The 12,973-nt window shown below is 52.4% G+C and carries 11 protein-coding genes; 7 read left to right on the forward strand and 4 right to left on the reverse strand.

Features of this window, described 5'->3' with window-relative positions:
- Positions 1-73 precede the first annotated feature (73 nt).
- A complete protein-coding gene (gene mgtL / locus AACU19_RS13470) occupies positions 74-127 on the reverse strand; it encodes a mgtA regulatory leader peptide MgtL (RefSeq protein WP_001387276.1) in 54 nt (17 codons plus the stop codon).
- Between the two features lie 125 nt (positions 128-252).
- On the opposite strand from mgtL, the gene treR reads away from it, so the two are divergent.
- The 5 genes from treR (at position 253) to nrdG (ending at position 7,656) form a co-directional block, all read left to right on the forward strand.
- Positions 253-1,257 (forward strand): trehalose operon repressor TreR, encoded by a 1,005-nt coding sequence (treR, locus tag AACU19_RS13475; RefSeq protein WP_255757230.1) that lies wholly within the window; start codon positions 253-255, stop codon positions 1,255-1,257.
- A gap of 118 nt (positions 1,258-1,375) precedes the next feature.
- Entirely contained in the window at positions 1,376-2,797 is a 1,422-nt protein-coding gene (gene treB, locus AACU19_RS13480; RefSeq protein WP_105279030.1) for a PTS trehalose transporter subunit IIBC, read from the forward strand.
- A 49-nt stretch (positions 2,798-2,846) separates the two neighbouring features.
- Entirely contained in the window at positions 2,847-4,502 is a 1,656-nt protein-coding gene (treC, locus tag AACU19_RS13485) for an alpha,alpha-phosphotrehalase (protein WP_105279031.1), read from the forward strand.
- A gap of 393 nt (positions 4,503-4,895) precedes the next feature.
- Positions 4,896-7,034: an anaerobic ribonucleoside-triphosphate reductase gene (gene nrdD / locus AACU19_RS13490; RefSeq protein ID WP_000187805.1), complete on the forward strand. Its 2,139-nt coding sequence runs from the start codon at positions 4,896-4,898 to the stop codon at positions 7,032-7,034.
- Between the two features lie 157 nt (positions 7,035-7,191).
- Positions 7,192-7,656 (forward strand): anaerobic ribonucleoside-triphosphate reductase-activating protein, encoded by a 465-nt coding sequence (gene nrdG / locus AACU19_RS13495; protein ID WP_001106232.1) that lies wholly within the window; start codon positions 7,192-7,194, stop codon positions 7,654-7,656.
- Positions 7,657-7,700: 44 nt separating this feature from the next.
- Here nrdG and cybC read toward each other — a convergent pair whose 3' ends face one another.
- Both cybC and pmbA read right to left on the reverse strand, forming a co-directional pair.
- A complete protein-coding gene (cybC, locus tag AACU19_RS13500; protein WP_001232246.1) occupies positions 7,701-8,087 on the reverse strand; it encodes a cytochrome b562 in 387 nt (128 codons plus the stop codon).
- A gap of 181 nt (positions 8,088-8,268) precedes the next feature.
- Positions 8,269-9,621 (reverse strand): metalloprotease PmbA, encoded by a 1,353-nt coding sequence (pmbA, locus tag AACU19_RS13505; protein ID WP_001162171.1) that lies wholly within the window; start codon positions 9,619-9,621, stop codon positions 8,269-8,271.
- A 93-nt stretch (positions 9,622-9,714) separates the two neighbouring features.
- On the opposite strand from pmbA, the gene yjgA reads away from it, so the two are divergent.
- Positions 9,715-10,266, forward strand: a complete 552-nt coding sequence (gene yjgA, locus AACU19_RS13510; protein ID WP_000166270.1) for a ribosome biogenesis factor YjgA — start codon at positions 9,715-9,717, stop codon at positions 10,264-10,266.
- A 155-nt stretch (positions 10,267-10,421) separates the two neighbouring features.
- On the opposite strand, the gene mpl is transcribed toward yjgA, so the two are convergent.
- Positions 10,422-11,795 carry a UDP-N-acetylmuramate:L-alanyl-gamma-D-glutamyl-meso-diaminopimelate ligase gene (gene mpl, locus AACU19_RS13515; protein ID WP_105279032.1) on the reverse strand — a complete coding sequence of 458 codons (1,374 nt, stop codon included), beginning with the start codon at positions 11,793-11,795 and terminating at the stop codon, positions 10,422-10,424.
- A gap of 175 nt (positions 11,796-11,970) precedes the next feature.
- Here mpl and fbp point away from each other — a divergent pair, with 175 nt between their 5' ends.
- Positions 11,971-12,969: a class 1 fructose-bisphosphatase gene (gene fbp, locus AACU19_RS13520; protein WP_000853753.1), complete on the forward strand. Its 999-nt coding sequence runs from the start codon at positions 11,971-11,973 to the stop codon at positions 12,967-12,969.
- The last annotated feature ends 4 nt before the right edge of the window (positions 12,970-12,973 follow it).

Here is a 12,973-nt window from a genome sequence, read left to right on the forward strand (position 1 = left end):
AGGTAATAAAGCTGAGCTGGGACGTTAAAACGTCACGGCCTTACGCATCCGGTAACGCCGTGAAAAGACGGGCTTACCGGAAAAGTTTTAATCTCCGTCGAGGGAGAGGCGTGGGATCAGGTTCCATATAACCTCCGGTAAGTGAAAAAAGCGCCGCAAATAATAAGGAGAATCCAATAATATTCGTGGCATTTATGGCGATATAATACCTACTGGCAACTAAACCAACGATAAACCAGACTTTACCCATTGCTGAATGCACGGGTAAAGTTAGGCTCAAATAATGAAACGCAATTACGGGACAACAGGATGCAAAATCGGCTGACCATCAAAGACATCGCGCGCTTAAGCGGCGTGGGGAAATCTACGGTTTCCCGAGTGCTGAATAACGAAAGCGGCGTGAGTCAGCGCACGCGCGAGCGCGTGGAAGCAGTGATGAATCAGCATGGATTTTCCCCTTCCCGCTCCGCGCGCGCTATGCGTGGGCAAAGCGATAAAGTGGTCGCCATCATTGTTACCCGTCTGGATTCGTTGTCAGAAAATCTCGCCGTCCAAACCATGCTGCCAGCGTTCTATGAACAAGGTTACGACCCGATCATGATGGAAAGTCAGTTTTCTCCGCAATTAGTTGCCGAACATTTGGGGGTGCTGAAACGGCGTAATATCGACGGCGTAGTGCTGTTCGGTTTTACCGGCATAACAGAAGACATGTTAGCCCACTGGCAGTCATCGCTGGTTCTGCTGGCGCGTGACGCAAAAGGCTTTGCTTCGGTCTGTTATGACGACGAAGGGGCAATCAAAATCCTGATGCAACGGCTGTATGACCAGGGGCATCGTAATATCAGTTATCTCGGCGTACCGCACAGTGACGTGACGACCGGTAAGCGACGTCACGAAGCCTACCTGGCGTACTGCAAAGCGCATAAACTTCATCCCGTCGCCGCCCTGCCAGGCCTTGCGATGAAGCAAGGCTATGAGAATGTCGCAAAAGTGATTACCCCTGAAACCACCGCGTTACTGTGCGCAACCGACACGCTGGCACTTGGCGCAAGTAAATACTTGCAAGAGCAACGCATCGACACCTTGCAACTGGCGAGCGTCGGTAATACACCGTTAATGAAATTCCTCCATCCGGAGATCGTCACCGTTGACCCAGGTTACGCCGAAGCCGGACGCCAGGCGGCCAGCCAGTTAATTGCGCAGGTAACCGGGCGCAGCGAACCGCAACAAATCATCATCCCTGCCACCCTATCCTGATCGTTTCCTGAACGATAAATTGTGATCTTCGCTGCGTTTCGGGAACGTTCCCGTTTTTAAATTTTTCCGCGCACTATATTCTGCAGCCAACCAAAAATGTCATCTGCCATGGGGCTTTATGATGAGCAAAATAAACCAAACGGATATCGATCGGTTGATTGAACTGGTCGGCGGGCGCGGCAACATTGCGACGGTGAGCCACTGTATTACTCGCCTGCGCTTTGTCCTCAACCAACCGGCCAATGCCAGACCGAAAGAGATTGAGCAACTCCCCATGGTGAAAGGCTGTTTCACCAATGCCGGGCAATTTCAGGTGGTAATTGGCACCAACGTGGGTGATTACTATCAAGCGCTGATAGCGACGACCGGACAGGCGCAGGTTGATAAAGAGCAGGTGAAAAAAGCCGCCCGGCAGAATATGAAATGGCATGAGCAGTTGATCTCTCATTTCGCAGAGATCTTCTTCCCGCTGCTGCCCGCGTTGATTAGTGGTGGTTTGATCCTCGGTTTTCGCAATGTGATCGGCGATTTGCCCATGAGCAACGGTCAAGCGCTGGCGCAAATGTACCCTTCCCTGCAAACGATCTACGATTTTCTATGGTTGATCGGTGAAGCGATCTTCTTCTACCTGCCGGTCGGAATTTGCTGGTCAGCGGTGAAAAAAATGGGCGGCACGCCGATCCTCGGTATCGTGCTTGGCGTGACGCTGGTTTCCCCACAGTTGATGAACGCTTATCTGCTCGGGCAGCAGCTGCCGGAAGTATGGAACTTTGGCATGTTCAGCATCGCCAAAGTGGGCTATCAGGCACAGGTTATTCCGGCACTGTTAGCCGGGCTGGCGCTGGGCGTGATAGAAACTCGCCTTAAGCGTATCGTGCCGGATTACCTCTATCTGGTGGTGGTGCCGGTCTGTTCGCTGATCCTCGCGGTGTTCCTCGCCCATGCGCTGATTGGTCCGTTTGGTCGCATGATTGGCGATGGCGTTGCCTTTGCGGTGCGTCACCTGATGACCGGCAGCTTTGCCCCCATTGGTGCGGCATTGTTTGGCTTCCTTTACGCACCGCTGGTGATCACCGGCGTACACCAGACCACGCTTGCTATAGATTTGCAGATGATTCAAAGCATGGGTGGCACGCCAGTGTGGCCGCTTATTGCGCTGTCGAATATCGCTCAGGGCTCCGCCGTGATAGGCATTATCATTTCCAGCCGCAAGAACAATGAACGCGAGATCTCCGTGCCTGCCGCTATCTCCGCCTGGCTTGGGGTCACTGAGCCTGCAATGTACGGCATCAACCTGAAATATCGCTTCCCGATGCTGTGCGCGATGATTGGTTCTGGTCTGGCAGGATTGCTATGCGGTCTGAACGGCGTTATGGCGAATGGCATCGGCGTAGGCGGCCTGCCGGGAATTCTCTCTATTCAACCGAGCTATTGGCAAGTGTTTGCGCTGGCAATGGCTATCGCCATCATCATCCCGATTGTACTCACCTCATTTATCTACCAGCGGAAATACCGCCTGGGCACGCTGGACATTGTTTAATTTTCTTCGGGGCGCAATTGCGCCCCCTCGCATTTGCAGGAATAACGTAATGACGAATCTTCCCCACTGGTGGCAAAACGGCGTTATCTACCAGATTTATCCCAAGAGTTTTCAGGACACCACGGGTAGCGGCACCGGTGATTTACGTGGCGTTATCCAACGCCTGGACTATCTGCATAACCTGGGCGTCGATGCTATCTGGCTAACCCCCTTTTATGTCTCTCCCCAGGTCGATAACGGATACGACGTAGCGAACTATACGGCGATAGATCCCACTTACGGTACGCTGGACGATTTTGACGAAATGGTGACGCAGGCGAAATCACGCGGCATTCGTATCATTCTCGATATGGTGTTTAATCATACTTCTACCCAACATGCCTGGTTTCGTGAGGCGCTGAGCAAAGAAAGCCCTTACCGCCAGTTTTATATCTGGCGCGATGGTGAACCAGAAACGCCACCGAATAACTGGCGTTCAAAATTTGGCGGTAGTGCGTGGCGCTGGCATGCGGAAAGCGAACAGTACTATTTGCATCTCTTTGCACCAGAACAGGCGGATCTCAACTGGGAGAATTCGGCGGTACGCGCCGAGCTGAAAAAAGTCTGTGAGTTCTGGGCCGATCGCGGGGTCGACGGGTTACGCCTGGATGTAGTGAATTTGATCTCTAAAGATCCGCGTTTTCCTAATGACCTGGATGGCGACGGGCGGCGCTTCTACACCGACGGGCCACGAGCACACGAGTTTTTGCACGAGATGAACCGCGATGTGTTTACTCCACGCGGGTTAATGACCGTGGGTGAAATGTCCTCCACCAGCCTTGAGCATTGCCAGCGATACGCGGCACTAACAGGCAGTGAATTGTCGATGACCTTTAATTTTCATCACCTGAAGGTCGATTATCCCGGTGGTGAAAAATGGACGCTGGCTAAACCTGACTTTGTGGCGTTGAAAGCATTGTTCCGCCACTGGCAACAAGGAATGCACAACGTGGCATGGAATGCCTTGTTCTGGTGTAACCACGATCAGCCGCGCATTGTTTCTCGTTTTGGTGATGAAGGGGACTACCGCGAACCTGCGGCAAAAATGCTGGCGATGGTGCTGCATGGCATGCAGGGAACGCCATATATCTATCAGGGCGAAGAGATTGGCATGACTAACCCACATTTCACGCGCATTACTGACTATCGCGACGTGGAGAGCCTCAATATGTTTGCCGAACTGCGCAACGATGGGCGTGACGCCGACGAGTTATTGGCAATCCTCGCCAGTAAATCCCGTGACAATAGTCGCACGCCAATGCAATGGAGCAACGGCGATAATGCCGGGTTTACAACGGGTGAACCGTGGATTGGCCTGGGCGATAACTATCAAGAAATCAACGTAGAAGCTGCGCTGGCCGATGAGTCCTCGGTGTTTTACACCTACCAAAAGTTAATCGCACTGCGTAAGCAAGAAGCCGTCCTGACATGGGGCAATTACCAGGATCTGCTGCCAGACAGCCCTGTATTGTGGTGCTATCGCCGTGAATGGAAAGGGCAAACCTTGCTGGTCATTGCCAACCTTAGCCGTGAGATCCAACCCTGGCAGCCAGGGCAAATGCGCGGAAACTGGCAGCTTGTGATGCATAACTACGAAGAAGCCTCAGCACAACCCTGTGCCATGACTTTACGGCCTTTTGAGGCCGTCTGGTGGTTACAGAAGTAAGTATCCGCTAAGCCCCGGTAATACTGGTCATTCCGGGGTTTTGCCTTTCAGTATGTTGTTTTTGTTGATTTTATAATCAAAAAATTCATTAAAAAATTTACATAACGCTGTAGCGCCCGTCATCCGTACGCTCTGCTTTTTACTTTGAGCTACATCAAAAAAAGTTCAAACATCCTTGATGCAAAGCACTATATATAGACTTTAAAATGCGTCCCGACCCAATATGTTGTATTAATCGACTATAATTGCTACTACAGCTCCCCACGAAAAAGGTGCGGCGTTGTGGATAAGCGGATGGCGATTGCGGAAAGCGCCGGAAAACGAAACGAAAAAACCGGAAAACACCTTTCCCAATTTCTGTGGATAACCTGTTCTTAAAAATATGGAGCGATCATGACACCGCATGTGATGAAACGAGACGGCTGCAAAGTGCCGTTTAAATCAGAGCGCATCAAAGAAGCGATTCTGCGTGCAGCTAAAGCAGCGGAAGTCGATGATGCAGATTATTGCGCCACTGTTGCCGCGGTTGTCAGCGAGCAGATGCAGGGCCGCAGCCAGGTGGATATCAACGAGATCCAGACCGCCGTTGAAAACCAGCTGATGTCGGGTCCATACAAACAACTGGCTCGTGCTTACATCGAGTACCGTCACGATCGCGACATTGAACGTGAAAAACGCGGTCGCCTGAATCAGGAGATCCGTGGTCTGGTCGAGCAGACCAACGCCTCGTTGCTCAACGAAAACGCCAACAAAGACAGCAAGGTAATTCCAACCCAGCGCGACCTGCTGGCCGGGATTGTGGCTAAACACTATGCGCGTCAGCACCTGCTGCCGCGTGACGTGGTGCAGGCGCATGAGCGTGGCGATATTCACTATCACGATCTCGATTACTCGCCGTTCTTCCCGATGTTCAACTGCATGTTGATCGACCTGAAAGGTATGCTGACCCAGGGCTTTAAGATGGGTAACGCCGAGATTGAACCACCGAAGTCGATCTCTACGGCAACCGCGGTAACAGCGCAGATTATTGCTCAGGTCGCCAGTCATATTTATGGCGGCACCACCATTAACCGTATCGATGAAGTGCTGGCACCGTTTGTCACCGCCAGCTACAACAAACACCGCAAGACCGCAGAAGAGTGGAACATCCCGGACGCCGAAGGTTACGCTAACTCTCGTACCATCAAAGAGTGCTACGATGCCTTCCAGTCGCTGGAGTACGAAGTAAACACCCTGCACACCGCCAACGGTCAAACACCGTTTGTGACCTTTGGTTTTGGTCTGGGCACCAGCTGGGAGTCTCGCCTGATTCAGGAGTCTATCCTGCGTAACCGTATCGCGGGCCTCGGTAAAAACCGCAAAACTGCGGTGTTCCCGAAACTGGTGTTTGCGATTCGCGATGGCCTGAACCATAAAAAAGGCGATCCGAACTACGACATCAAACAGCTGGCGCTGGAGTGCGCAAGCAAGCGCATGTATCCGGATATCCTGAACTACGATCAGGTAGTGAAAGTCACCGGTTCGTTTAAAACCCCGATGGGCTGCCGTAGCTTCCTCGGCGTGTGGGAAAATGAAAACGGCGAACAGATCCACGATGGTCGTAACAACCTCGGCGTGATCAGCCTGAACCTGCCGCGCATTGCGCTGGAAGCGAAAGGCGATGAAGCCACCTTCTGGAAGCTGCTGGATGAACGTCTGGTGCTGGCACGTAAGGCGCTGATGACCCGTATCGCTCGTCTCGAAGGCGTTAAAGCGCGCGTGGCCCCGATCCTCTATATGGAAGGTGCTTGTGGCGTTCGTCTGAATGCTGACGACGACGTTTCTGAAATCTTCAAAAACGGTCGTGCGTCTATTTCGCTGGGTTACATCGGCATCCACGAAACCATTAACGCGCTGTTTGGCGGCGAGCATGTGTATGATAACGAGCAGCTGCGCGCGAAAGGTATCGCCATTGTTGAACGTCTGCGTCAGGCGGTGGATCAGTGGAAAGAAGAAACGGGTTACGGTTTCAGTCTCTACAGCACGCCAAGTGAAAACCTGTGCGACCGCTTCTGCCGTCTCGATACCGCGGAGTTTGGCGTGGTGCCGGGCGTGACTGATAAAGGTTACTACACCAACAGTTTCCACCTCGATGTGGAGAAGAAGGTGAACCCGTACGACAAGATCGACTTTGAAGCGCCTTACCCGCCGCTGGCGAACGGTGGCTTCATTTGCTACGGCGAATATCCAAACATTCAGCACAACCTGAAGGCGCTGGAAGATGTCTGGGATTACAGCTATCAGCATGTACCGTATTACGGCACCAATACGCCGATTGATGAGTGTTACGAGTGTGGTTTTACCGGTGAGTTTGAGTGCACCAGTAAAGGCTTCACCTGCCCGAAATGTGGTAACCATGACGCCTCCCGTGTGTCGGTGACTCGCCGCGTGTGCGGATATTTAGGTAGCCCGGATGCGCGTCCGTTTAACGCTGGTAAGCAGGAAGAAGTTAAGCGCCGCGTTAAACATTTGGGAAATGGGCAGATCGGTTAATCTTCACTCTGCGCTAAGCAAATGCCGGATGTGGCGTAAACGCCTTATCCGGCCTACATTTGGCAACGGCTGTAGGCCTGATAAGACGCAACAGCGTCGCATCAGGCGTTGATTGCCTGATACCGCCTACACGCGGACTGATAAGCCAGGCGAAATAATGAATTATCATCAGTACTATCCTGTCGACATCGTCAACGGCCCCGGCACTCGCTGCACCCTGTTTGTCTCCGGGTGTGTTCATGAATGCCCCGGTTGCTATAACAAAAGCACCTGGCGGGTAAATTCCGGTCAGCCATTTACCAAAGCAATGGAAGACCAGATCATTAACGATCTGAATGACACCCGCATCAAACGCCAGGGTATTTCCCTCTCCGGCGGCGATCCGCTGCATCCGCAAAACGTGCCGGATATTCTGAAACTGGTACAACGCATCCGCGCCGAATGTCCGGGTAAAGACATCTGGGTGTGGACAGGCTATAAACTCGACGAACTCAACGCTGCGCAAATGCAGGTTGTTGATTTGATTAACGTGCTGGTCGACGGCAAATTTATGCAGGATCTAAAAGACCCTTCCCTGATCTGGCGCGGCAGCAGCAATCAGGTGGTGCATCATTTGCGATGATAAGTTCCCTGTTACCTGAGTGCAGGCAACAGGGAAATAAGGAATTAACGATACTTCTGGTGATAGGCGTTGCGGGTCGTTTTCAGTTGCTCTGCGGCAGCCTGCGCTTCTTTTACTTTACCTTCATTTGCCAGCTTCAGCGCGTCGTCAATCTGACCGACCAGAATATCGAAACCGTGGCGGAAGTCTTTCATTTCCGGGCTGTCTGGCGATTTGCCTTCGAGCTTCGGCGGCGTTGCTTTTTGCGCATCCAGCGCCGCTGCGCGCATTTTGGTTAACGCGTCTTTGACTTGCGCCGCGTTATCGGCTTTTTCGACCACTTTTAAATTGTCGTTGAGGGTTTCCATATTGTCTTCAAGATCAGCGGCAAACGACGCCGAACTGAATACCAACGAGGAGACTGCAAGAATAGCTAACAGGCTTTTACGCATTGCTCACTTCCTTTTTTATTTACACTTCATCCTTCACACTGCCTCATCGACGGCTACGCTCATTCGACCGGGTCACGTACTACGAGTACGCTCCCCGGCTCTCATTCACTTTCCGTCTCGATGCAGCGCGAATGATTTTGTGTAATTTTTTAGTTTATGGCGCGGCAGGTCGCGCCTTTTTTTACTGCCCGGCGATTTTCATCTCCGGCAACAGCACAGAACCACACTGTATATTGCTGCGTGTTTCAATATCGTTACCGACGGTGACAATATTGCGCCACATATCTTTTAAATTACCTGCGATGGTGATTTCGCTAACCGGATACTGAATTTCGCCATTCTCTACCCAGAAGCCCGCAGCACCACGGGAATAATCACCGGTAATGGCACTCACGCCCTGGCCCATCAGCTCCGTCACCACCAGCCCGGTGCCCATCTCTTTGAGCATTTGTTCGAAGCTTAGCCCTTGCCCGGCAATCCGCCAGTTGTGAATACCGCCCGCATGTCCGGTGCTTTTCAGCCCCAGTTTCCGCGCCGAATAGCTGGTCAGCAGCCACTGGGTCAGAATGCCATCTTTAATAATATCGCGGCGCTCGGTGCGCACACCTTCGCTGTCGAATGGCGTCGATGCCAGCCCTTTCAGCAAATGCGGATGCTCTTCAATAGTCAGCCAATCTGGCAGAATTTGTTTACCCAGCGAATCCAGCAGAAAGGTGGATTTACGGTAAACCGATCCACCCGCTATCGCCCCCACCAAATGACCAAACAACCCTGTTGCCACTTCATTGGCAAAAATCACCGGCGCTTTCATGGTAGAAAGTTTACGCGGTGACAGGCGCGATAAAGTACGGCGCGCACAGTCGGCCCCAACCCACTCTGGCGTCTGCAGATCGCTCATCGCACGCCCAATGGTGTAGGCGTAATCACGCTCCATATCGCCATTTTCTTCGGCGATTACACAACTGGAGAGCGAATGACGCGTTGAGCAGTAACCCTGCAACATGCCGTGGCTGTTGCCGAAAACTTTTACGCCGTAGTGGCTGTTAAAACTGCCGCCTTCGGTATTGGTGATGCGTTTATCCGCCTGTAATGCTGCCTGTTCTGCGCGAGCCGCCAGTTCAATAGCTTCATCCGGGGAAACTTCCGCAGGGTGAAACAAGTCGAGATCCGGCGCATCAAAGGCCAGCAGCTCTTTGTCTGCCACGCCGGCACAGGGATCTGGCGAAGTGTAACGAGCAATATCCAGCGCTGCCTGTACGGTGCGGGCAATGGCCTGCGGGCTTAAATCGGTAGACGATGCGCTACCTTTACGGTTCTGGTGATAAACAGTGATCCCCAGCGCGCCATCGCTATTGAATTCGACATTCTCCACTTCGCCATATCGCGTGCTAACGCTAATGCCGGTGGTCTTGCTGACGGCAACTTCCGCACCGTCCGATTTGCCTGAGGCCAACTCCAGCGCAGTGGAAACTGCTTCTTCCAGAATCTTGCGCTGCGCTTCAACTTGAGAGATTACTTTCATTGCAAGTGCCATAATGTAGAGAGTTTCTCTGAAGTCTAACAGAGAACCGTTTTTCAGTGCGCATCTTAACTGGTAACATTAGCCTCTTTTTTTAAGGAGCCTGAGATGACTAAGCAGCCCGAAGACTGGCTCGACGACGTTCCCGGTGATGACATCGAAGACGAAGACGATGAAATTATCTGGGTCAGTAAAAGTGAAATTAAACGTGATGCCGAGGAGCTAAAACGCCTTGGCGCAGAAATTGTTGATCTGGGGAAAAACGCGCTGGATAAGATCCCGTTAGACGCGGATCTGCGCGCGGCTATTGAGCTCGCCCAGCGTATTAAGATGGAAGGTCGCCGCCGCCAGTTGCAGCTCATCGGTAAGATGCTGCGCCAGCGCGACGTAGAACCGATCCGTCAGGCGCTGGATAAGCTGAAAAATCGCCACAACCAGCAGGTGGTGTTGTTCCATAAACTGGAAAACCTGCGCGATCGTCTGATCGACCAGGGTGATGACGCCATCGCTGAAGTATTAAATCTGTGGCCCGATGCCGATCGTCAGCAACTGCGTACTCTGATCCGCAACGCGAAGAAAGAGAAAGAAGGGAATAAGCCGCCGAAATCCGCGCGCCAGATTTTCCAGTATCTGCGTGAGTTAGCGGAAAACGAAGGGTAATTTTCGTTGTTGATGTGAGTATGGTTTGCCGGATGCGGTGCACCTGTAGGCCTGATAAGACGCATCAAGCGTCGCATCAGGCACTATGCTCAAATGCCGGATGCGGCGTGAACGCCTTATCCGGCCTACACACACTATATCAGGCTGAGGCAGAATTACTGCGCGGCTTCCGCTTTCTTCGCTAGCCCATCCAGCAGTTTCTGATGAATTCCACCAAAACCGCCGTTGCTCATCACCAGAATATGGTCGCCAGGCTGAGCGGTTTTCACCACCATATCTGCCAGCGTATCAACATCGCCACTCCAGTGTGCAGGCTGAACGCAGGCTTCTGCCACTTCTGCGACCTGCCACGGAATATGCGCCGGTTGCAGCAGGAAGACTTCATCGGCACGACCTAATGAAGGTGCCAAATCGTCTTTGCAGATCCCCATTTTCATGGTGTTTGAGCGCGGTTCCAGCACGGCAATAATGCGCGCCGTACCGCCAACTTTGCCGCGCAGCGCCGCCAGCGTTGCCAGAATCGCCGTCGGGTGATGGGCAAAATCGTCATACACCGTCACGCCATTTGCTTCACCGCGCAACTCCAGACGACGACGAGCGTTAATAAACGAACCCAGCGCGTTAGCAGCATCTGCCGGCGCTACGCCAACATGACGGGCCGCCGCAATCGCCATCAGGCCGTTATGCATATTATGTTCGCCCACCAGCGACCATTTCACTTCGCCCACTTTTTCGCCATCCAGCAAGACTTCCCATTCGGAAACGTCAGTGGTTAGCTTTTTCGCCTGCCAGTGCCCCTGCTCGCCCACCAGCTCCTGCTCGCTCCAGCAGCCCATCGCCATGGTTTGTTTCAGGTTGATGTCGTTTTCCGGCCAGATAATACGCCCCTGCCCCGGAACGATACGCACCAGATGGTGGAACTGTTTCTGGATCGCTTTCAGGTCGTCAAAGATATCGGCATGATCGAACTCAAGGTTGTTGAGGATCAGCGTACGCGGGCAGTAATGGAGAAATTTAGAGCGTTTGTCGAAGAAGGCGCAGTCATACTCATCCGCTTCGATAACAAAGAAGTTGCTTTCGCCTAAACGTGCCGAAACGTCAAAGTTCCCCGGAACACCGCCGATCACAAAACCCGGTTTATAGCCACACTGTTCCAGAATCCAGGTCGCCATTCCCGCCGTGGTGGTTTTGCCGTGTGTACCGGCAACGGCCAACACCCAGCGGTCACGCAGCACAAAATCGTGCAGCCACTGCGGGCCAGACATATAAGGGATGTTTTTTTCCAGTACCGCTTCCACACACGGATTTCCACGGGTCATGGCGTTGCCAATGATCACCAGATCCGGCTGCGGGTCGAGCTGGCTGGCATCGTAACCCTGAATCAGTTCAATGCCTTGCTTCTCAAGTAAGGTGCTCATCGGCGGATACACATTGGCGTCCGAACCCGTTACTTCATGGCCTAACTGGCGCGCCAGCATCGCCAGACCGCCCATAAATGTGCCACAAATTCCTAAAATATGAATGCGCATACGTCACTATCCTTTTTTAATCTGCCGCTCATTTTACGCATATGTCGGGCAAGTGAGAAACGCATTTCAGGATAATCCGTAATTTGCTGGCGCGATTCACCTGAGCGCGACATTGAGATTATTTGTTAAGATTGTTGCGGTCGCTTTACTCCATAAACATTGCAGGGAAAGTTTTATGAAAACGTTAGGTGAATTTATTGTCGAAAAGCAGCACGAGTTTTCTCATGCTACCGGTGAGCTCACTGCTTTGCTGTCGGCAATAAAACTGGGCGCCAAGATTATCCATCGCGATATCAACAAAGCAGGACTGGTTGATATCCTGGGTGCCAGCGGTGCTGAGAACGTGCAGGGCGAGGTTCAGCAGAAACTCGACTTGTTCGCTAATGAAAAACTGAAAGCCGCACTTAAAGCACGCGATATCGTTGCGGGCATTGCCTCTGAAGAAGAAGATGAGATTGTCGTCTTTGAAGGCTGTGAACACGCAAAATACGTGGTGCTGATGGACCCACTGGATGGCTCGTCCAACATCGATGTTAACGTCTCTGTCGGTACCATTTTCTCCATTTACCGCCGTGTTACCCCTGTCGGTACGCCGGTAACGGAAGAAGACTTCCTCCAGCCTGGTAACAAACAGGTTGCGGCAGGTTACGTGGTATACGGCTCCTCTACCATGTTGGTTTACACCACCGGATGCGGTGTTCACGCCTTTACTTACGATCCTTCGCTTGGCGTTTTCTGCTTGTGCCAGGAACGGATGCGCTTCCCGGAGAAAGGCAAAACTTACTCCATCAACGAAGGGAACTACATTAAGTTTCCAAACGGGGTGAAGAAGTACATTAAATTCTGCCAGGAAGAAGATAAGTCCACCAACCGTCCATATACCTCACGTTATATCGGTTCACTGGTCGCGGATTTCCACCGTAACCTGCTGAAAGGTGGGATTTATCTCTACCCAAGCACCGCCAGCCACCCGGACGGCAAACTGCGTTTGCTGTATGAGTGCAACCCGATGGCATTCCTGGCGGAACAAGCGGGCGGTAAAGCGAGTGATGGCAAAGAGCGTATTCTGGATATCATCCCGGAAACCCTGCACCAGCGCCGTTCGTTCTTTGTCGGCAATGACCATATGGTTGAAGATGTCGAACGCTTTATCCGTGAGTTCCCGGACGCGTAATCTC

This window comes from Escherichia sp. MOD1-EC4550 (assembly GCF_963876935.1).
Classification (GTDB): Bacteria; Pseudomonadota; Gammaproteobacteria; order Enterobacterales; family Enterobacteriaceae; genus Escherichia; species Escherichia coli_F.

Excerpts from the sequence above, each read along its gene's own strand:
- treB (WP_105279030.1), top strand. The coding sequence starts at position 1,376 with ATGATGAGCAAAATAAACCAAACGGATATCGATCGGTTGATTGAACTG.
- treC (WP_105279031.1), top strand. The coding sequence starts at position 2,847 with ATGACGAATCTTCCCCACTGGTGGCAAAACGGCGTTATCTACCAGATT.
- nrdD (WP_000187805.1), top strand. The coding sequence starts at position 4,896 with ATGACACCGCATGTGATGAAACGAGACGGCTGCAAAGTGCCGTTTAAA.
- nrdG (WP_001106232.1), top strand. The coding sequence starts at position 7,192 with ATGAATTATCATCAGTACTATCCTGTCGACATCGTCAACGGCCCCGGC.
- cybC (WP_001232246.1), bottom strand. The coding sequence starts at position 8,087 with ATGCGTAAAAGCCTGTTAGCTATTCTTGCAGTCTCCTCGTTGGTATTC.
- pmbA (WP_001162171.1), bottom strand. The coding sequence starts at position 9,621 with ATGGCACTTGCAATGAAAGTAATCTCTCAAGTTGAAGCGCAGCGCAAG.
- yjgA (WP_000166270.1), top strand. The coding sequence starts at position 9,715 with ATGACTAAGCAGCCCGAAGACTGGCTCGACGACGTTCCCGGTGATGAC.
- mpl (WP_105279032.1), bottom strand. The coding sequence starts at position 11,795 with ATGCGCATTCATATTTTAGGAATTTGTGGCACATTTATGGGCGGTCTG.
- fbp (WP_000853753.1), top strand. The coding sequence starts at position 11,971 with ATGAAAACGTTAGGTGAATTTATTGTCGAAAAGCAGCACGAGTTTTCT.